The sequence below is a fragment of the Marinifilum fragile JCM 15579 genome, assembly GCF_001310955.1.
Taxonomy (GTDB): domain Bacteria; phylum Bacteroidota; class Bacteroidia; order Bacteroidales; family Marinifilaceae; genus Marinifilum; species Marinifilum fragile.
Window position 1 is genome coordinate 49,975 of the sequence record NZ_BAZX01000005.1, and the last position, 19,942, is coordinate 69,916.

The 19,942-nt window shown below is 36.8% G+C and carries 19 protein-coding genes; 11 read left to right on the top strand and 8 right to left on the bottom strand.

Annotation, left to right across the window (positions count from 1 at the left end):
- Positions 1–10: 10 nt before the first annotated feature.
- A complete protein-coding gene (locus JCM15579_RS06045) occupies positions 11–379 on the top strand; it encodes a putative zinc-binding protein (RefSeq protein ID WP_054717218.1) in 369 nt (122 codons plus the stop codon).
- Between the two features lie 52 nt (positions 380–431).
- Here the strand turns inward: JCM15579_RS06045 and JCM15579_RS06050 are convergent, their stop codons facing one another.
- From JCM15579_RS06050 to JCM15579_RS06060, 4 genes are read right to left on the bottom strand one after another with little or no spacing between them, the layout of a single operon-like run.
- Complete coding sequence (locus tag JCM15579_RS06050; RefSeq protein WP_054717219.1) at positions 432–2,843, bottom strand: ABC transporter permease; 2,412 nt, start codon at positions 2,841–2,843, stop codon at positions 432–434.
- 50 nt (positions 2,844–2,893) lie between these two features.
- Positions 2,894–5,251, bottom strand: a complete 2,358-nt coding sequence (locus JCM15579_RS06055) for an ABC transporter permease (protein WP_054717220.1) — start codon at positions 5,249–5,251, stop codon at positions 2,894–2,896.
- 32 nt (positions 5,252–5,283) lie between these two features.
- Positions 5,284–5,454 (bottom strand): hypothetical protein, encoded by a 171-nt coding sequence (locus JCM15579_RS21375; RefSeq protein ID WP_245625845.1) that lies wholly within the window; start codon positions 5,452–5,454, stop codon positions 5,284–5,286.
- Positions 5,454–5,993, bottom strand: coding sequence for an ABC transporter ATP-binding protein (locus tag JCM15579_RS06060; RefSeq protein WP_245625846.1), 540 nt, complete (start codon positions 5,991–5,993; stop codon positions 5,454–5,456). Before JCM15579_RS06060 ends, JCM15579_RS21375 begins: the two co-directional genes overlap by 1 nt.
- Before the next feature lie 180 nt (positions 5,994–6,173).
- Here JCM15579_RS06060 and JCM15579_RS06065 point away from each other — a divergent pair, with 180 nt between their 5' ends.
- From JCM15579_RS06065 to JCM15579_RS06075, 3 genes are all read left to right on the top strand, one after another.
- Complete coding sequence (locus tag JCM15579_RS06065; protein ID WP_054717222.1) at positions 6,174–7,544, top strand: sigma-54-dependent transcriptional regulator; 1,371 nt, start codon at positions 6,174–6,176, stop codon at positions 7,542–7,544.
- Positions 7,534–8,883, top strand: coding sequence for a sensor histidine kinase (locus JCM15579_RS06070; protein ID WP_054717225.1), 1,350 nt, complete (start codon positions 7,534–7,536; stop codon positions 8,881–8,883). The genes JCM15579_RS06065 and JCM15579_RS06070 overlap by 11 nt, the downstream gene beginning before the upstream one ends.
- Positions 8,884–9,056: 173 nt before the next feature.
- A complete protein-coding gene (locus tag JCM15579_RS06075; RefSeq protein ID WP_054717228.1) occupies positions 9,057–9,569 on the top strand; it encodes a hypothetical protein in 513 nt (170 codons plus the stop codon).
- Positions 9,570–9,608: 39 nt separating this feature from the next.
- On the opposite strand, the gene JCM15579_RS06080 is transcribed toward JCM15579_RS06075, so the two are convergent.
- The 3 genes from JCM15579_RS06080 to JCM15579_RS06090 form a co-directional block, all read right to left on the bottom strand.
- Positions 9,609–9,968 carry a DUF3795 domain-containing protein gene (locus JCM15579_RS06080; protein ID WP_054717231.1) on the bottom strand — a complete coding sequence of 120 codons (360 nt, stop codon included), beginning with the start codon at positions 9,966–9,968 and terminating at the stop codon, positions 9,609–9,611.
- A 168-nt stretch (positions 9,969–10,136) separates the two neighbouring features.
- Entirely contained in the window at positions 10,137–10,352 is a 216-nt protein-coding gene (locus JCM15579_RS06085) for a YgaP family membrane protein (protein ID WP_054717234.1), read from the bottom strand.
- Between the two features lie 6 nt (positions 10,353–10,358).
- Positions 10,359–10,883: an SRPBCC family protein gene (locus tag JCM15579_RS06090; RefSeq protein WP_054717237.1), complete on the bottom strand. Its 525-nt coding sequence runs from the start codon at positions 10,881–10,883 to the stop codon at positions 10,359–10,361.
- 273 nt (positions 10,884–11,156) lie between these two features.
- Here JCM15579_RS06090 and JCM15579_RS06095 point away from each other — a divergent pair, with 273 nt between their 5' ends.
- Positions 11,157–12,308, top strand: a complete 1,152-nt coding sequence (locus JCM15579_RS06095; protein WP_054717240.1) for a S8 family serine peptidase — start codon at positions 11,157–11,159, stop codon at positions 12,306–12,308.
- A gap of 145 nt (positions 12,309–12,453) precedes the next feature.
- On the opposite strand, the gene asnA is transcribed toward JCM15579_RS06095, so the two are convergent.
- On the bottom strand, positions 12,454–13,491 hold the full coding sequence (gene asnA, locus JCM15579_RS06100; RefSeq protein WP_054717244.1) for an aspartate--ammonia ligase: 1,038 nt from the start codon (positions 13,489–13,491) through the stop codon (positions 12,454–12,456).
- 544 nt (positions 13,492–14,035) lie between these two features.
- Here asnA and JCM15579_RS06105 point away from each other — a divergent pair.
- The 6 genes from JCM15579_RS06105 (at position 14,036) to JCM15579_RS06130 (ending at position 19,243) form a co-directional block, all read left to right on the top strand.
- Entirely contained in the window at positions 14,036–14,227 is a 192-nt protein-coding gene (locus JCM15579_RS06105) for a cold-shock protein (RefSeq protein ID WP_054717246.1), read from the top strand.
- A 107-nt stretch (positions 14,228–14,334) separates the two neighbouring features.
- Positions 14,335–14,751, top strand: a complete 417-nt coding sequence (locus JCM15579_RS06110) for a PaaI family thioesterase (RefSeq protein WP_054717249.1) — start codon at positions 14,335–14,337, stop codon at positions 14,749–14,751.
- 3 nt (positions 14,752–14,754) lie between these two features.
- Positions 14,755–15,858 carry a chorismate-binding protein gene (locus JCM15579_RS06115; protein ID WP_054717251.1) on the top strand — a complete coding sequence of 368 codons (1,104 nt, stop codon included), beginning with the start codon at positions 14,755–14,757 and terminating at the stop codon, positions 15,856–15,858.
- Positions 15,859–15,954: 96 nt separating this feature from the next.
- Entirely contained in the window at positions 15,955–17,697 is a 1,743-nt protein-coding gene (gene menD, locus JCM15579_RS06120) for a 2-succinyl-5-enolpyruvyl-6-hydroxy-3-cyclohexene-1-carboxylic-acid synthase (RefSeq protein ID WP_218186077.1), read from the top strand.
- Positions 17,694–18,518: a 1,4-dihydroxy-2-naphthoyl-CoA synthase gene (gene menB / locus JCM15579_RS06125; RefSeq protein ID WP_054717253.1), complete on the top strand. Its 825-nt coding sequence runs from the start codon at positions 17,694–17,696 to the stop codon at positions 18,516–18,518. Before menD ends, menB begins: the two co-directional genes overlap by 4 nt.
- Before the next feature lie 227 nt (positions 18,519–18,745).
- The gene (locus JCM15579_RS06130) at positions 18,746–19,243 is read left to right on the top strand and encodes a GNAT family N-acetyltransferase (RefSeq protein ID WP_054717255.1); all 498 of its coding nucleotides are present in this window, start codon (positions 18,746–18,748) and stop codon (positions 19,241–19,243) included.
- Positions 19,244–19,942 lie beyond the last annotated feature (699 nt).

The following is a 19,942-nucleotide window of genomic DNA, read 5'->3' on the forward strand; positions in this document are numbered from 1 at the left end:
ATCCTGAATGATGAGTGATAAAAAATGCGATTGCGAAAAAAAGAGTCCAAAAGTTGTATTTGCCTGTTCTGGAGCTGCAGACGTTGGTGAATTAACCGATTTGGTTGCTAGGAAGATGAACAAGAACAAACTTGCACAAATGAAATGTTTGGCTTTTGTTGGTGCAGGAATCCCTCAAATGATTGATTCGGTTAAGAATTCAGACTGTTTGGTAATTGATGGTTGTAATTTGGATTGTGGTAAATTAACAATGGAGCGCAATAATTTGGAAAACTTTACGCATTTGCGCTTGAGTGATTTAGGTTATGTGAAGGGAAGTTCACCTGCCGAAGAACACCGAATTAATGCCATTTATAAAGTTGCCAGTGATCTGTTATAAGATAAAAACTCCCGAAGGAATAAGATTCTCGGGAGTTTTTATTTTGAAGTAACTATTCGTATCGTAATGCCTCTACAGGATCTTTCCTTGTAGCCAACCATGCCTGCAAACTGATGGTTGCCATTGCTAGTATCATGGCAGTTGCACCGGAAATAATAAAAATATACCATTCTATTGTTGTGCGATATGCAAAGGCTTCTAGCCAGTTGTGCATGATATACCATGCAATTGGACTGGCAATGACAATGGCAAATAGCATCCATTTTAAAATGTCCTTGTTTAGCATGTGTAGAATGCTAAAATCGCTTGCGCCCAAAACTTTTCTTACGCCAATCTCTTTGGTTCTCTGCTCAGTTGTAAATGAGCTCAATCCCAATAAGCCCAAACATGTAATCAGAATGGATAGAATGGAAAATATGGAGAAAAGCTGCATGGTATTGTTCTCGTTTTTATGGAGACTGGCAAATTGATCTCCCATAAAAAAGTAATCTAAAGGAGATCCTGATGCCTGTTGGCTCCAGTTGTATTTTAACAGGTTAAGCACCTCTTTCTTCTGACCTTTTCGGTATTTAATTGCAAGATATGATTGCGGTAATCCTTCGGGATGTAAAAATACCAAGGGCCCAATTTTCATGTGCAGAGATACATAATGAAAGTCCTTTACCACACCAATAATGGTTTTGTTTCCCATATGTGTTTTAACAACTGTTCCAACAGGATTGCTTAAGTTCATATCTTTCACCAGGGCTTCATTTACCACTAAACCATCTTTGTCAGAAGAACGATCTTTAGAGAAATATCTCCCAACAGTCATCTTCATATCCATTGTTTTTGCAAAATCAAAATCTGCTGTCGTATATCTGGTTGAATATGGATTTTGATCATCACCAGTGGTTTTCCACATGGAGAAACCATCGTAAAAACCTCCCGGAATATTGTTGGTTAAAGAGGCATCAACCACATTGCTGTTTTTAAGAAATGCTTCTTTGAAGGCTTCCTTTGCACTCAGGCTTTGTACATTTCTAACGATTAAAAGATCTTCTTTATCGAATCCCAAATCCTTTTGTTTGATGAAGTCCATTTGTTGGTAGGCAATTAAGGTACTAACAAATAGAAATATGGTGATACAGAACTGGAAACTTACGAGGCTTTGACGAAGAGGTGATTTACCCTTACCCGATTTCAATTCCCCTTTTAATACTTTGGCAGGATCGAATTTTGATAGGTAAAAAGCAGAATAACTACCTGCAAATAATCCTGTAAACAGTGCAATCCCAAGGAAAAGTAGAATCAGTTCAGGAGTTGAGTAATAGAGTTTTCCTAACTGTTTGTCAAGTAGGGAGTTTATCACTGGAATCATTAGTTCCACCAGTAAAAGTGCAACCAGTAAGGCTACAAAGCTTAAAAGTATCGATTCAGACAAGAATTGCAGGATCAATCTTTTTCTGGTTGATCCTAAACTTTTTCGAACGCCAATTTCCTTTGCTCTTTGTGCTGATTTTGCCGTACTCAGGTTGGTGAAATTGATGCAGGCAATCAATAATATCAGAATTGAACTGAACAGAAATATGTACACATTATTGACATCTCCATTCTTTTCCAATTCATATATGGAAGTGGAGTGCAGATGGATATCAGCTAAAGGCATGGCAAACATTCGGTAATAATCGCCATTGGATTCCAACTCTTTTAGACTCATGTTTCTGATACTCTTTAATGCCGGTTCAATATACCTTTTTACCAAGCCCGGTACTTTTTTCATAAATGCTTCTCCGTTTGCCTTTTTATCTAAAAGAACATAGGTGTAGGCTCCATCGTTATAATGACTGGTTACCTCGTTTTTAAAACTGGTTTTGAAAGAGGTTAAAAAATGGAAATGAAAGTGTGAATTGTAAGGCAAATCTGTTGCTACAGCCGATATTGTGTAAGCCTGATCTTTACCGAAATCTTCCATTTTAACCTGTTTGCCAATTACATCAATTGTCCCAAAATATTTTAAAGCGGTCTTTTCAGAAATGATTGCCTGATAAGGATTTGCAAGTGTTTGTTCTCCATTTCCTTTCAGGATTTGGAGGTCAAAAATTTTGATGATGGAAGGATCGGTCCAATAAAAATTCTTCTCCGTAAAACCTTTCTCTTCTGATTTAATGACAGTTGGTTCAAAGAGCTCAACAATTCTACAAGCATCAATTACTTCCGGAAAATCCTCTATTAAGGTTGCAGCCAAAACCGGTGATGAAGTTGGATGAGTCAATTCGAATTCATTCATTTTAATTGAGGTGTTCATCCTGTAAATTCGACTGTGATTTTTGTTGTGCTTGTCGTAACTGTATTCATCTATAACATATAAGGATAGTACAATGCAACCAGCTAAACCAATGGCCAGTCCAAAAAGATTTATAAAGGAGTATATTTTATTTCGCCAAAGATTTCTAAAGGCAATTTTAAGATTATTCCAAATCATATTTATAGTTGTCAGAGGTTAGTAATTAGTTTGATTTTGCAAATCAATGTTTATTCGTAACGTAAAGATTCAACAGGATTTTGATTCGCAGCTTTCCAGGTTTGTCTTCCTACGGTTAGCAAGGCAAAAAGAGCTGTTACAAAACCGGCAATTACAAAAGGAAGAATTCCGATATCAATACGATATGCAAACTGCTCCAGCCAATACTTCATGATGAAATATGATATTGGTACTGCAATCAGGAAAGCAATGCCTAACCATCTTGAGAAAATAGAAAATAACATAGAGGTGATTTGCCATTCGGTAGCACCATTCACTTTTCGGATTCCAATCTCTTTGGTGCGTTTTTGTACCATGAAAAGGGATAGAGCGTAAAGTCCAAGCAATGCCAATACCAATGATATGATGGATGAATAACTCATAAACGTCATTGACCTTTCTTCAGCACCATATTTATCTCGATTATATTTCTCAATGATTGTGTAATCCAATACATATCCCGGATCGAATTTGCGAATTACATTGGTCACCTCTTCCAATACTTGTTGAAGGTCATCTCCTTGGTAACGAATCAAAATGTCACTAATCATGTTAAAGCTATTGTGTGTAAACATCAATGGTTTTACTTGAGTACGTAGCGATTGAAAATGGAAATCTTTTACTACACCTATGATTTCCTGGACCTGTCCTTTGTATTCAACGTTTAAACCTATTACATCATCTTGATTCAATAATTTTGCTCCTGTTTCATTAATAATGATGCCTTTTTCATGCATTTTACCTGTCTCCTTAAAGGCACGTCCCTGGCTAAGTTCAATTCCTGTAGTCTTGAAATAATCTGGTTGTATTCTGTATGAATTGAAAGATTTTTGTTTGTTTTCTTCTTCTCCCATAACAGTAAATCCTTGTCCACTGGTTCCACCGCCTGGTATATGATCTGAAGCAGATACAAATCTGATTAAAGGTAGTTTTAGTAACTCTTCCTTTATAGAGAAATATGACTGGTTAATTTTTGCATTCATGTTCTCAATGGCCAGTACTTTTTCAGGTTTGAAACCTAAATCTGCATTTTTCAAATAGTTTATCTGTTTGTTCAGAACAAATAGAGATGCAATTAAAGTAATTGAAACCGTGAACTGAAAGATGACCAATACTTTGGTGAGTATGTTTTTCCCATTCATCTTTAAACCACCACCTTGCAATGCTACAGAAGGAGAAGGGCGTGAGATAAATATTGCTGGGTAAACACCTGATAAAACACCAACTGCCAATGCCAATGCCGGTAAGCCAATGCTTAAAAGTAAGTTCGACGAGTAGGCAAGTGTAAGATCCCTGTACACCAATTGATTAAAATGTGGAAGGAATATTTCTGCTAAAATTATTCCCAAAACCAAAGCAATAAAGGTGAGAAGTATGGATTTACCCACAAATAACTTGATTAACTGCCATCGGGTTGCACCTATGGTTTTTCTCATGCCAATTTCCTTGATTTTGCCTTCATACTGTACAGTCATGATGTTGATGAAGTTTATGATGGCAATGGAAAGAATTAAATTGGCCAGAAAAATGTAGGTCAATACTATATTGATATCTCCTTTTGGTCCAATACTATGCAAGTGTGCAGAATGCAGGTGGACGTCACTTAGTTTTTGAAAATAGGCTCCTGTTTTGTATCCATATTGTTGAAATCCATCAATACTTTTACGGTATTCCTTTAATACGCTATTTAAACAAGCTTCCTGATCTGCACCTTCTTTTACCAATGCATAGGTGAAAAACTCTAGGCCCGATTTTGAATTGATAGGATAGATGTATTCCAATGGAGCCAATACTTCAAAATCATAGTGCGAATTTTTAGGTAAGTTTTTGGTAACTCCGGAAACGGTACAGTCAACTCCGTTAAGGTTTATTAAGGAGCCAAGCACATCAGTCCTGCCAAAAATAGTTTTAGCTGCTTTTTCAGACAGAACAACACTTTTAGTGTCTTCCAATGCCGTCTCGGGATTGCCATGAAGGAAATCGATATCAAAAACCTTAGTGAAATTGTCATCTACAAAATGAAATTTGAACCCAAAGAACCTTTTATCTTCATGGTGAATTTCACATTCCCATCCTCTGTACAATTGGGTTATTTCTTCTAGTCCTGGGATATTTCCCTTGTATTCCTCGTGGTTTATTCTTCGACAAATGGCATGGTCATTTGCTGTTTCTTTCCCCAATTGAGAAATCAAACGGTGAATTCTGTCATATTTGGAGTTGAATTTATCGTAGCTCAACTCGTATTGAATGAATATGGAAATTAGTATGACTGCAGCCATACCAACTGCAAGACCAAAAATATTGATAAAAGAGTTAAGCTTGCCTTTGGCAAGACTTCTTATGGCAAGTTTAAGCTTGTAGAAAAACATATTGTAAAGTTTGTTTGGATTAAAAGTAAGAATTATAATTCTTCTTTGATAAGTTCTTTCGAATTCTGTTTTTGTTTGTTTTCTGACACCACTTTTCCATCAAACAAATGAATTACCCTATCAGCATATTCCGAATCTCTTACCGAGTGAGTTACCATAACAATAGTAGTTCCTGATTGATTTAGTTCCTTTAGCAATTCCATTACTTCAGTACCATTGCTCGAATCAAGGTTACCAGTAGCTCATCGGCCAATATTAGTTTGGGATTAGTCACTACAGCCCTTGCGATGGCAACACGTTGTTGCTGTCCGCCCGATAATTGCTGAGGGTAGTGTTTTGCTCTATGTGAAATATTCATTCTCTCAAGAACTTCGTTCACTTTGGCTTTTCTTTTTGATGTAGCCAATCCCATATAGATTAAAGGAAGCTCAACATTTTCAAAAACTGTCAATTCATCAATTAGGTTGAAACTCTGAAAAATAAAACCAATATTTCCTTTTCTAAAATGAGTTCTTTGCTTCTCCGATTTTTCAGTTACATCAGTGTTGTTAAAAATGTAGTTTCCATTGCTGGGATTATCTAATAATCCGATAATATTTAAAAGGGTTGATTTGCCACATCCTGATGGTCCCATAATAGCTGCAAATTCTCCTCTTTGAATATGAAGATTAACATCACGTAACGCTGATGTTTCTACTTCTTCCGTTCTAAAAACTTTGCAAAGGTCTTTTGTAGTTATCATTATTTTCAATTTATAGGTTCGCTTTTCTAATGCCAATTGGCGTGCCAAATAAAATAATACCAGAAAATCAAAAAGTTAGAGTTTTGTTGAAATGTTTTGTGTTGGAATTTCCAACACCTCATGTTGTGAATTACAACAATCTGTTAACTTTGAAAATGAAACTAATCGATACATCTTTTTATGCCACAAAAAGGAAGACTTCTAATCGTAGATGATAATGAAGAATTGTTATTTGCTTTTCAATTATTTTTAAAATCACACTTTGAATTGATTGATACAATTAAGAATCCTAATGTTCTTGTATCAAAACTAAGAGAGAAGGAATATGATGTTATCCTGCTGGATATGAATTTTAAAGCAGGTATTAATTCCGGAAATGAAGGACTTTATTGGTTAAAGCAAATACTGGATTTCGATAAAAATGCTTGTGTAGTATTTATTACAGCATACGGTGATATCGAGTTGGCAGTTAGAGCTATGAAAGAGGGAGCTGTTGATTTTGTGCAAAAATCTTGGGATGAAAAGCATATTCTATCAACTCTATTGGCGGCTTATCAACTTCGTTGTTCTAAAATGGAGATAAAGAGTTTGAAGTCGAAGCAGAAGAGATTAAATCAGGAAATCAATAAAAACAAAAGCTTTGTAATCGGAAGATCTGCTAAAATGCAAGAGGTTTTTCATACGGTGGATAAAGTTGCCGCCACCGATGCCAATATTCTAATTACAGGAGAGAATGGAACAGGGAAAGAGGTGATTGCACGAGAAGTGCATTTGCGTTCGACGAGAAATGATCAGGTGTTTGTTCATGTTGATTTGGGTGCAATTTCAGAATCTTTGTTCGAGAGTGAATTGTTTGGACACAGGAAAGGGGCTTTTACGGATGCTAAAGAAGACCGGATGGGTAGATTTGAGTTGGCATCGGGAGGAACTTTGTTTTTAGATGAAATTGGAAATGTTCCTTTGCATTTACAAACAAAGTTGTTGACTGTGATTCAGCGAAAGGAAGTAATTCCTGTAGGCGGTAGTACTCCTATACAGATTGATGTTAGAATTATTGCAGCAACAAATTGCAATTTGCATAAAATGGTTGCTGATGGATTGTTTCGAGAGGATTTGTTGTATCGTATTAATACCATATCACTAGAGTTGCCATCTTTAAAAGAACGATCGGAAGATATCGCTGAAATATCACATTTTTACCTGGAAAAATTTACAAAACAATATGCTAAGGAAAGCATGAAGATGAATAAATCTGCCATAGTGAAGCTGGAGAAGCATGCGTGGCCAGGAAATATCAGAGAATTACAACATATCATCGAGAAGACGGTAATCTTAAATGATTCGACTAAACTGAATGCTGAGGATATTGTCATTGGGGAATCACTAAAAAAAGCTGAAGTAATGCCTGATAGTTTTAATCTAATAGAAAATGAACGGATATTGATAAAAAAAGCCATTCAGTTTACGGGAGGAAATATGAGCATGGCAGCAAAAGAGTTAGGAATTAATCGTTCAACCTTGTACGATAAAATCAAAAAGTATGATTTATAGACGATTCTATATTGGAATAATAATACAGGTTATTTTTATATCGCTTACCCCTGTATTGTTTCTGTATGTTCAATCGAGAGAATATATGGTGGTTACAACCTACAGCTTGGCTGTGTTCTGGGTGTTGCAAATTGTTTATTTATTGCACTATGTGAATAAAACAAATAGAGATTTGTCTCGTTTTTTTGATGCTTTTCAATATCAGGATTCAACTTTGGTGTTTAATGAGCAAAAAAAAGACAAGGCCTTTAAGAATTTGCATCAAAGTTTTAACCACATTATTAATGCTTTTGGCAAAGTTAAAATAGAGAAGGAAAAGGATTTTATATTTTTTCAGCATACTCTTGAATTGGTGGGGATTGGACTTCTGGCTTTCGATAAAAAGGGGAATGTAAAATTGTGTAATTCTGCTTTTAAGGATTTGTTTTTGGTGGAGGATTTTTTGAACGTGTCCGAATTGGAATGTATCGATAAGGAGTTTCCTGATTTTTTGAAAAGAACAAAATCGGGTAAGCAAGAGTTGAGAAACTATCTGGTTAAAAACAGGATTTTAAAATTAGCGGTTAAAGCTACGAGTTTTAGATTAGAGGATGAGCAATTGAAAGTGGTTGCTTTCCAGGATATCAAGAATGCAGTTGACGAAGGAGAAATGGATGCCATGCACAAGTTGATTCGCGTTTTTGCACATGAAATTACCAATTCGGTAAGTCCAATTTCTATGTTATCAGGTAGTTTGATTGAGTTGTATCAGAATAATGAGAGAAAATCAAAAGAAGGTTGGAATGAGGAAGAAACGACTTCCAATACCTTAATGGGTTTGACAACCATACGTAAACGAAGTAAAGGACTTTTGGCTTTTGTTGATGAATATAAAAACCTAACTCATTTGCCTAAACCACACTTCGAATTGATTCCGATACAGAAACTTTTCATGCAAATTGAAACGCTTTTTAAAGAGGAATTTAAAGCGGAGCAAATAGAATTTAAATATCATTTCCAAGATAAGGATCAGGAATTGATTGCTGATGAAAAATTGATTACGCAAGTATTAATAAATTTAGTCAGAAACTCAATTGATGCGTTGAAAGAAACGGAAAATAAAACTTTGTCCATTTCCACAGGAGAAGTGAATCCAGTTAATTTTATCATTATTCGAGATAACGGAGTCGGTATTTCAGAAGATGTAATTGACAATGTTTTCACACCTTTTTTTACCACCAAAGAAAAAGGTTCTGGTATTGGATTAAACTTGTCAAGACAGATTATGAGACTGCACAGTGGAACCATTGCTGTGCGTTCCAAGCCCAATTGCCTTACTGAATTTACCTTACAGTTTTGATCGAACTTGCTTAATGAGAACAGTGGAAGAATAGACTCTATATCCTTATGCTAATACAGTGTCTATCCTTAAGCTAATGTACAATCCATTGTTAGGCTAATAGAGTGTGAAGTATTGTAATACCCTGCAATACAGTATTCCATTGTCTGCAGATATTCGTAACTTGAGGATATATGATGCAGATCAAATCCCCATTCGAGATAACCAAATTATTGCTTTCTACAGATCCGATAGAAAGAGAGAGAGGTTACAATGCCTTTCTGGGGAGAACGCATTGGGTAAAAGGGAATACAACCGCAAACTTGTGCAAGTTGGCAAGCATTCAATTTCAATTGAATCCTGATCACATTAAAGTTTTGCCTCCAAAAATAATGAACCCAAAAGTGTTATGGGCGAGCCAGGTTCGCTTAGAACAAGAAAAACTGCAAATGGTAGATGCGGCTCATGATTACATTTTGGAACAAGGAAAGGAGTTTCCGCCTATTATTGTTTGGGATTTGTATCAGGAAAAAAGAATACGTTACATTGTTCACGATGGGCATCATCGTTCGTGGTATTTCAATAATAAAAATCAGAATGTGGAGGCCGTAATTCTGCAACCAATGGAGAATTATAGATCTGTTGAGAAATGTCTTATTCATGCTTTTAATATTCGCAGACTGGCCATTAACCTGCCAATATTCTAATTGAACTCAGGTAAAAAAAAGCTGGAATCATCCAGCTCTTTAATTTTGTCTTATGTCATCTAAATTAATCCGGGTTATTTTTTTATCCAGTGTGTGATGTAACTCTACTAATTTGTCACAAGGATATTCATTACATTCAGCACAGGTGTCAAGCAGTTTTTGCCTGGCACATTCTCTTACGGCACACTCGGCACAATGGCGAAATTTTTTGCCCCAAGGTTCATGACATCCTTTACAAGTAATTTCGCAGGCTTCGTATTTATGATCTTCATCAGACCACAATTTAGCAATTCGAATCCTCACCTTCTCCTGTTTCCTTTGGGTAGCAACATATGCCGGACATGTTGAGCAATTAACTCCACAATAAGCAATTCGATCTTCGTCTTGAATTCTGTTCATTGGTCGCTTGGTTTTATTTAATGATACGAAAGCATGCCGTTATGATTGCTGTAATGCATCATGGAATGTTTAAATATAACCAAGAAAATCAGAGTTTTCAAGATGTTTTATAATACAAAAAAATCCTCGAGAAAAGAGCTTCGAGGATCATTTTTGGCACGAATTTTTTTATTCTTTTTCTGGCTTGACCTTGCAAGTGTTAATTCCCAATAATGTATATGGCGGACAATTACCAATTACACTTGTAAGAAACATTACACAGGCAAAAATGAATACAATTAAGCCAATGGTTCCGGTAATGATATCTGTAAAATAAAGAATTGCAAGAGTTATTGAAACAATTACTCGTAAGATGCGATCTAAAGTTCCCATATTTTTTTTCATGGCAGTTTATTTTTCGATGTAAGTTTTAAATTTTGCCAGCCCTTTTTCAAAATCAGGACCAATGGCTTTATCCAAATCCATAAAAACCATCATAACTGTGCTGGGGAAAGTGTTTTCCCCTTTGAATCCCCAAGTTATTTCGGTTCCTTCGGCAATAGGTTTAATTTCAAAAAAGCCAGTACTTGTAGATTTCCATGGCTTTAAAAATCTCAGTTCGGTTTCGATGTAAGAATTAGGTTCAATCTTCGTAACTTCTTGTTCGCCTTCACCTACATCTTCATTTCCTATCCAATGGGTGAAAGAACCAATGGAACCATCAGTTCCATTATAGGTTATTTTCATCTCAGGATCTTTTTCGGCCCAAGGAGACCAAATTTGTTGCTCTTTTAGCGAGCATAGACTTTTGAAAACAGTGTCAACCTCTTTTGAAACAACAATTTTTCTATCTACCTGATATGTTTTTGGCGCGATAAGATGGAGAATCCCGATAATAAGAGCAAGAGCTCCAATAATGTAAAGTAAGATTTTCATAGGGGGTATTTTAATGATTAAGTTTAAATATAGGCAGAAAGAAATAATTAGAAAAATAAATAATGAGATTAAGGTTCAAATTATCAATGTGTTATATTTTATGTTGTAATATTTTTGAAAAAAAAAATCTTTTTGAGGGTTACCTTTTTGGAAAAAGCAGAATATATAGGTGTATATCAAATTTACAATGCATTTGACAATGTAAAACTATCATTTTGTGTAAATGTATTGTAACTAACCATTTAATCACTAACTAAATTAAATTTTATTTTTATGAAGAATTTTTTAAATTCTATGAAAGCCATGCTTTTACTAGCACTAATGGGTGCTGTAGTAACATCCTGTGACAATTCTCTAGAGGATGAAATGTTGAACGAAACTCCTGAAGTAACTTCAATGGTAAAATCAGAATTATCTGACATTAAAGGTGGAAAGAGCACCTACGTTGTTCAGTTTAATGATGATGTTGTATTGAAGAGTGAATTGAAAGGATTAAAAGGCTACGAAAAGAAAGCGATTCGTATGAAGTCACATGTAGCTAAATTCCTTAAAGGTAATGGAATCTCAGAAGAAAATGTTGAGCATACCTACAGTACTGCAATTCAGGGTTTCTCAGTAAAGCTTAATGAAAATCAGGTAGCAAAATTGTTGCTTGATCCAAAAGTAAAGCGCGTGGAGAAGGATATTCAGATTTCATTAGGAAAACCAGGAGGAGGATCTACTCAGCCAGCACAAGAAACCCCATGGGGAATTACTCGCATTGGTGGTGCAGGTGATGGAACTGGAAAAACTGCTTGGATTATTGATTCTGGTATTGACTTGGATCACCCAGATTTAAATGTTGATGTTGCAAGAAGTAAGACTTTCATTACTCAAGGTAAAACTACTCCAGACGATGAACATGGACATGGAACTCATGTAGCAGGAACGATTGCTGCTTTGAATAATACTATTGGTGTAATTGGAGTTGCTCCTAATGCTAAAGTTGTTTCTTGTCGTGTTTTAGACAGAAGAGGAAATGGTAACATGTCTTGGTCTATGGCTGCATTGGATTATATTGCTGCTGAAGGTCAGCCTGGTGATGCTGTTAATATGAGTTTAGGACCAAAAACTCGTTATACTTACGATGCTTACGATGAGACAGTAAAGTCTGTTGCTGATTTAGGAATTTTGATTTCAATTGCAGCTGGTAACTCATCTGATGATGCTTTATATTATTCTCCAGCTAGAGCTAATCATCCAAATGTTTATACTGTATCAGCTTCTGATATCAATGATAATTTTGCTTCATTCTCAAATTATGGAACACCGGTTGACGTTTGTGCTCCAGGTGTAAATATCAAGTCATGCTATTTGAATGGAGGATATACAACTATGAGTGGAACATCAATGCTGCGCCTCACGTTTGTGGTTTATTGTTATTAGGTCCTATCCATACCGATGGATATGTGAACAATGATCCTGACGGAGATGCAGATCCTATCGCCCACAGATAGATTTTTTTCATAAATTTTAAGAGGCTGTCAGTTGGACAGCCTCTTTTTTTCTGTAGGGCGGGGGACTACTTTGATTATAAGAATATAATTCCTGCTTTTTTGCAAGTATCTCTTAGTTCATCAGGCCAGATACTCGATTGAACTTCTCCGATATGAGCTTTACGAAGCAAGAACATGCACAATCTTGATTGACCAATTCCTCCTCCAACAGAGTAAGGTAATTCTCCAGACAATAACTTCTTGTGGAACATTAACTCTTTTCGTTTTTCTTCTCCTTTAATTTCCAGCTGTTCCAGTAATGCTTTTTCATCTACTCGAATTCCCATTGATGATATCTCAAAAGCTTGTTCAAGAACAGGATTCCAAAGAATAATATCACCGTTTAAACCTTTGTATCCGTTAACCGATGGAGTAGTCCAATCATCATAGTCAGGAGCACGGCCATCATGCGGTTCTCCGTTTTTCAATTCACCTCCGATACCAATAATAAAGATTGCTCCAAACTCCTTTACAGCTTCAGTTTCTCTTTCTTTTGGACTTAAATCAGGATACTTTTCCAATAATTCTTCCGAGTGAATAAAAGTGATTTCTTCAGGCAATTGAGGACTTAAAGCTGGGTAATATTCACTTAAAATGTATTCTGTTCTCTTAATTGAAGCATAAACCTGTTTTACGGTTCTAATTAGAAACTCAATGCTTCGTTCTTCCTTGCTAATTGATTTTTCCCAATCCCACTGATCTACATAAATGGAGTGAAGGTTGGTAAAGTCTTCATCAGGACGAAGAGCATTCATATCGGTATAAAGACCTTTACCAGCTGGAATTTGAAGTTCGCCAAGCATGTATCTTTTCCATTTTGCCAATGAGTGAACTACTTCTGCAGTTTGTTCTGCCAGGCCTTTAATTGGAAAAGCTACAGGTCGCTCAATGCCATTTAAATCATCGTTCAAACCTGTACCTTTCAATACAATCATAGGCGCAGTTACTCTGCGAAGTTTTAGTTCAGAAGAGAGCTGAAGTTGAAACTGATCCTTGATAAATTTAATTGCTTTTTCAGTAGTATCAGGGCATAAGATGCTTTTGTAAGCCTTAGGAATAATTAAGTTTTTCATGATTTTAAAATTTTTAGTTAATAGAAATAAGTTGATAAAAAAAGCCTTTCTCATTTGGTGAGAAAGGCTTGTAATATGGTATAACAATGCTACTTCCTCACCCTGGGGGAGAATTATTATTGTTATTATTATTGTTGAAAAATTGTATCATTTGTTGCAAATAAAAAAGCCTTCCCAAATTGGGAAGGCTCATGTAAATATTCGTTCGATAACAACTATAGCCTTCCCGTTTTCGATGAATTATTCATCAAATTATTGAAAAGGTTATTATTGTTGTTAAAATGTCTCATTTCTTTGTTCTTCTTGCCTACAAATGTAGGATTAATATTTAAACTGCCAAAAGTCATTTTTACAGATTTTGTTCTTCTGTTCATCAAATTGGCCAGATTGATTGAAGAATATTGTTAGTATTGTGTTGAATATCAGGTATTGTATGCTTGATGGTGATTCTTGGTCAATAAAATTGAAAATAATCAGATATTTGTTTAGTTATTAAATCAATTTACGTACATTTACTACGTAATAATTTTAAATTTTTTAAGTAATGCCTACAGGTACAGTAAAATTCTTTAATGAAACTAAAGGTTTTGGTTTTATTAAAAACAGTGAAACACAAGAAGACATTTTCGTTCATGTTACAGGTTTGATCGACAAAATCGACCAAGGAGATAACGTAACTTACGATGTTGTTGAAGGAAAAAAAGGATTAAATGCAGTTAATGTAAAAATTGACTAATTTATATTAAGATATTTTTCCTAGTTAAAGCTCAATTCAATTGAGCTTTTTTTGGCTCTATGCGTAAGCAGTGGGGGAAGTCTTAACGAAAACATTATTTTTGTAGAATGATTAAAAATACCGAGGCATTAGAAAGTTTAAATAAGATGTGCTCCGAAACCTTAATGGAGCATTTAGGAATTATATATACAGAAGTAGGTGAAGATTATTTGGTGGCAGAAATGGAGGTGACATCGAACCATTGGCAACCTATGAAAATACTTCATGGAGGAGCCACTTTGGCACTGGCAGAGTCAGTTGGGAGCGCACTTTCTGTAATTCATACTGATTTAGCAGCTTATGATGTGAAAGGTATGGAGATTAATGCCAATCATATCAGAAGCTTGAGAAAAGGAAAGATTACCGCCAAGGCCAAGTTTGTTCATAGAGGCAAAATGACTCATATCGTTGAGGTGAATGTGCTAAATGAACAAGAAAAACTTGTGTCGATTTGTCGAATAACCAATGTGATCATTAAAAAATAGAGAATGAGCCAATTGGAGGACAAAGAAAAATCAATACAATATTTTCTAGAGCAATGCATACAAAAACGACTTTCGTTTTATGCTTATTCCTTGCCAGGAGATCAAGAAATTAAGATAGGTACTCAAACCAGTCCATCTAAGTTTTCCAATTTACTGGATCTGAAAGGGAAGGACGGGTTTTTATTTGCACCTTTTGATGTGGATGGAGAACATGATGCCTACTTTATAGATCCAGAATTTGAGTTCAGCTCAAATTCAACACAATTTGTAGATTTTTCAGGCTTACCTAATCAGCTTGATGAGGATTCGGACGTTTATGAAAGTTCGATGGAGGATTACTTTGAGCAAATCAATCAAATGCTTGCTGATTTAAAGAATAAAAAGCTTGATAAAGTTATTCTTTCCAGAATACATGTGTTGAATGGTAAGGGACGTAAGGATGCAGCATCTATTTTTCTTCGATTGAACGAAACTTATCCCAATGCTTTTGTTTCGATGGTAGATATACCGAGTGTAGGATTGTGGATAGGTGCTAGTCCGGAGAGGTTTTTAAATTCTGATGGGAAAACCATAGAAACGGTAGCCTTAGCGGGAACGCAGAAGTTGGATGATAGGGCAGTTCAATCTGTTGAATGGGAGAAAAAAGAGATAGAGGAGCAAGCCTATGTGAGTGAATATATCGAAGAACTGTTTTCTACCTATCAGATTGAGGATTATCAAAAGCAAGGTCCTTTTACAGCACAAGCAGGCAATGTTGTTCATCTAAAAACTACCTATAAAGCAAACACGGCATTAAGTTTCGATCAGATCTCCAGTTTTGCTCAAGCTTTACATCCTACACCAGCAGTTTGCGGTTTGCCTAAAAACAAGGGGATGGAATTAATCCGAAAAGTAGAGAAGCACAGAAGAGAGTATTATGCTGGCTTTTTAGGACCAATTCATGCTGATGGCAGTTTGGCTTTGTTTGTGAATTTGAGAAGTATGAAGGTGCTGCAAGAAAGCATGGCACTATTTGTTGGTGGAGGAATAACAGCTGAGTCTGATCCTGAAAAAGAATGGATGGAAACCTGTTTTAAAGCGCAAACTTTGCTTAAAGTGATTAAATAAGCGAATTTGTTTTAAATTTGAGTTGCGAAAGGTAGAAGTGGAAAGTACAAAGTGTCAAGTACAAAGCATTTTACCTATAAGGTCAATAAAAAGCGAATGAATTCAGAAAGTACCACAACAATAAAAGAAAATACAAAATACATGGAGCGCAATTATTCAGATATCAAAGGTGTGAAAGAACTGATAGATATCTGCTGGGCCAAAGGAATGGAATACGTGATCGTATCGCCGGGCTCCAGAAATGCTCCCTTAAGTATTTCCTTTGCAAAAGATCAACGTATTAAAAGTTTGGTGATTGTGGATGAGCGCAGCGCCGCTTACTTTGCTTTGGGAATTGCCCAGCAAACCCGTAAGCCTGTCGGTTTGGTTTGTACATCGGGTACTGCATTGTTGAACTACGGACCTGCCGTTGCCGAGGCTTTCTACCAAAGATTGCCTTTGGTGGTTATCTCTGCCGATCGCCCTACGGAATGGATTGGTCAGGATGACAGCCAGGCGATTCCTCAACCAGATGTTTTCAGAGGTTTTGTGAAAGGCAGCTACCAGTTGCCATTGGATGCCAACAATCCTGACGATTGCTGGTATTTGAACCGCATGGCAAACGAGGCCTTAACAAAGGCTCAAAGAGGTAGAATTGGCCCTGTTCACATTAACTTTCCCTTGCGTGAACCCTTGTATGGTGTGAAGAAATATCCAGACATGGACGAGCGCGTGATTCGTAAAGTTTCATCGGTTGATGAACTGAGCAAGGAGAGTGTGGAGTCGCTTGCCGATGTTTTCAACTCCAGTAAAAAGATTTTGATTCTGGCAGGGCTGCTTCATCAGCAAAAAGAGCTGAATGTTCTTTTGAAACTCTTGGCCGGGAAGCCCAATGTGGCAGTAATGACCGAATCGGTTGCCAATTTGCATGACGAGAGCTTTTTTCCATGCATCGACAGGGTGGTTTGTTCCATCAAACCTGAAGAGTTGGAGGAGTTCAAGCCTGATTTGCTGATCAATTTTGGAGGGCCATTGGTGTCGAAAATGATCAAATCTTTCTTGCGTGATTATCGTCCAAAGGAGCATTGGTTTGTGGGGAAAGAGGATCATTTTATTGATACTTTCAAGAATTTGACTTCCCACATTGATGTGTCTCCACTGGCATTTTTTCGCCAGTTGTTGCCAGCATTGAATCATACACAAAGCGGATATGCTAATCTCTGGAAAGAGAGGGATGCCGTAGTAGGTAAAATTCACGAGGCTTACCTGGATAAGTTGCAATGGAGCGACATGAAAGCTTTCGAGAAAATCTTACAGGCCATTCCTGAAGGGGGAAATCTACAACTGGCAAACTCGTCGGTGGTGCGATATGCGCAATTGTTCAAAACATCCGATCAAATTACATATAACTCAAATCGTGGAACCAGTGGGATAGATGGCTGTACATCAACAGCGGCAGGAGCTGCCATGGTGAATGGCAAGACCACCACTCTGATTACCGGTGATATCAGCTTTTTCTACGATTCAAACGGATTGTGGAACAAATACCTGCAGCCAAATCTGAAAATCATTCTCATCAACAATGGAGGAGGGGGAATTTTCCGATTCATATCTGGTCCATCGGGTGTAGATGAGTTGGAAGAGTATTTCGAAACCGTTCAGGAATACAAGGCGGATAAGCTGGCAGAAACCTACGGATTGGATTATTTTTACGCAGAAAATGAAACAGAGGTAGAAAACGTTCTGCCTGAATTCTATGCAGCAAACGAAAGAGCTGCCGTTCTGGAGATAAAAACGCCAAGAACGATAAACGATCAAGTGCTAATAAATTATTTTAAAACTATAAAAGAGAAGGTATGACAACTAGAAACTGGACTACCATTAAGGAATACGAAGATATTAAATTCGAATTTTTCGAAGGAATTGCAAAAATCACCATCAATCGTCCTGAGGTGTACAATGCATTCCGTCCGCAAACCAACTTCGATATGTTGGATGCAATGGATATCTGCCGCGAGCGTAGCGATATTGGTGTAATTGTGTTGACCGGAACTGGCGACAAAGCTTTCTGTTCAGGTGGTGATCAGAATGTAAAAGGTGTTGGTGGATACATCGATGAGCACGGAGTGCCTCGTTTGAATGTATTGGATTTGCACAAGGCTATCCGTTCTATGCCGAAGCCTGTAATTGCCATGGTTAACGGTTATGCAATTGGTGGCGGACACGTTCTTCATGTGGTTTGTGACTTGACCATTGCTTCTGAAAATGCAAAATTCGGTCAGACTGGTCCTAAAGTGGGTAGTTTCGATGCTGGTTTTGGTTCGAACTATTTGGCTCGCCATGTAGGCCAGAAAAAAGCTCGTGAGATCTGGTTCCTTTGCAAGCAGTACACTGCCAAAGAAGCGGAAGACATGGGTATGGTAAACACTGTGGTACCATTGGAAAGATTGGAAGACGAAACCGTAGAGTGGTGTAAGACCATCATGATGCGTAGCCCTATGGCCATTCGTATGATCAAGCGTGGTTTGAACGCAGAATTGGACGGACAGCGCGGTTTGATGGAATTTGCAGGTGATGCAACCATGATGTATTACCTAATGGAAGAAGCACAGGAAGGAAAGAATGCATTCCTTGAAAAGCGTGATCCTGAATTCCAGAAGTTTCCGAAATTCCCAGGATAAATGATATATTGTAGGGACACGCCATGGCGTGTCCTTGCTATTTATTAAGGCGTTTCCTATTTATTAAGGCGTTTCCTATTTATTGAGGCGCTTCTTATTTATTAAGACGCTTCCTATTTATTAAGGCATGTTCTTATTATTATCATGCGTCTCTTTGTTATTTATTATGGCCTGTCTTGTTTTGTAATTCGGACATGACATGTCATGTCCCTACAACAATACCCAAAATGAATATCAGACCAGCCACCCCAACCGACCTACCAGCCATAAACGAGATTTACAACCAAGCCGTGCGCAAGCGTTTTTGCACTGCCGATTTGGAAGAAGTCTCCATGCAGGAACGTGAAAAATGGTTCGTCTCTCACAATCCTGATACTCATCCAGTATTTGTGGTAGAAGAGAATAATGAAATCATTGGCTGGATGTGTTACTCGCCCTACCGACAGGGAAGAAGAGCCCTGCAAACCGCTGTGGAGGTGAGCTATTACCTGCACAATGATCACCAAGGCAAAGGCATTGGCAGCCAGCTATTGAATTTTGCCATCAAACAAGCTCCTCAATACCATATCAAACACCTATTTGCCATTCTGCTGGAACCCAACACAGCAAGCATTAAACTATTGGAAAAGTTCGGCTTCGAACGCTGGGCATGCCTGCCTAATATTGCCAATATTGATGGGGAATGGTGTAGCCATGTGTATTATGGAAGGGAGATCAATTCATAATTGATGGAAGTTGTATAAAAATCACGAGTAAGCAACATACGCGAACGGAAGTAAGGCTTTCCACCAGGTTCTGTGAGTAGTAGGGGTGAAAGTCTCCTAACTTTTTTAAATCTATTAGGTTATTAAAAAAAAAGAACTACATTTGCATTGTCTGAAGTAAATAAGAAAACTTCGGATTTGATAAAATAGTAAAAATATCCTACTAATTCAGTAGCTCTTCGTTAAGCATTTCTTCATTAGATTTTACTTCAACGTTTTTGTTTGGTTTCACAATCAAATGTCGTTTTTACCCATTTTTGAAGTAAATATTGTTTAACTAATTCCTTTTCGCATTAAAAAATTAACATACTCAAAGATAGTAAGCTCTGATTTTTCAAAGACACTACAAGTTCGTGTTTCGGAATATCTTAAAAGCACTAAAAGAAGTAGATACAACAATAAAAGTAATGGTTTTAAAAAACATTTTCATGTTGCTTTTGTTGTTCACTCCATCTGTAATTTCGCACCCAAAAGCATGCTATTGTCGTGGTTGGTAGAAGACCTGACGAATCCAATAGAACATCATGTTTTTCTTTCCTCCTCTCACTTACATTATAAACTACACATCTAAAAAAACAGTCAGCAAAAGAATTTGGATTGTTTTTCCATTCCAATAACTCCTTTTTGTCTGCAAAAGAAAAACACTTTAAAACACTCCGT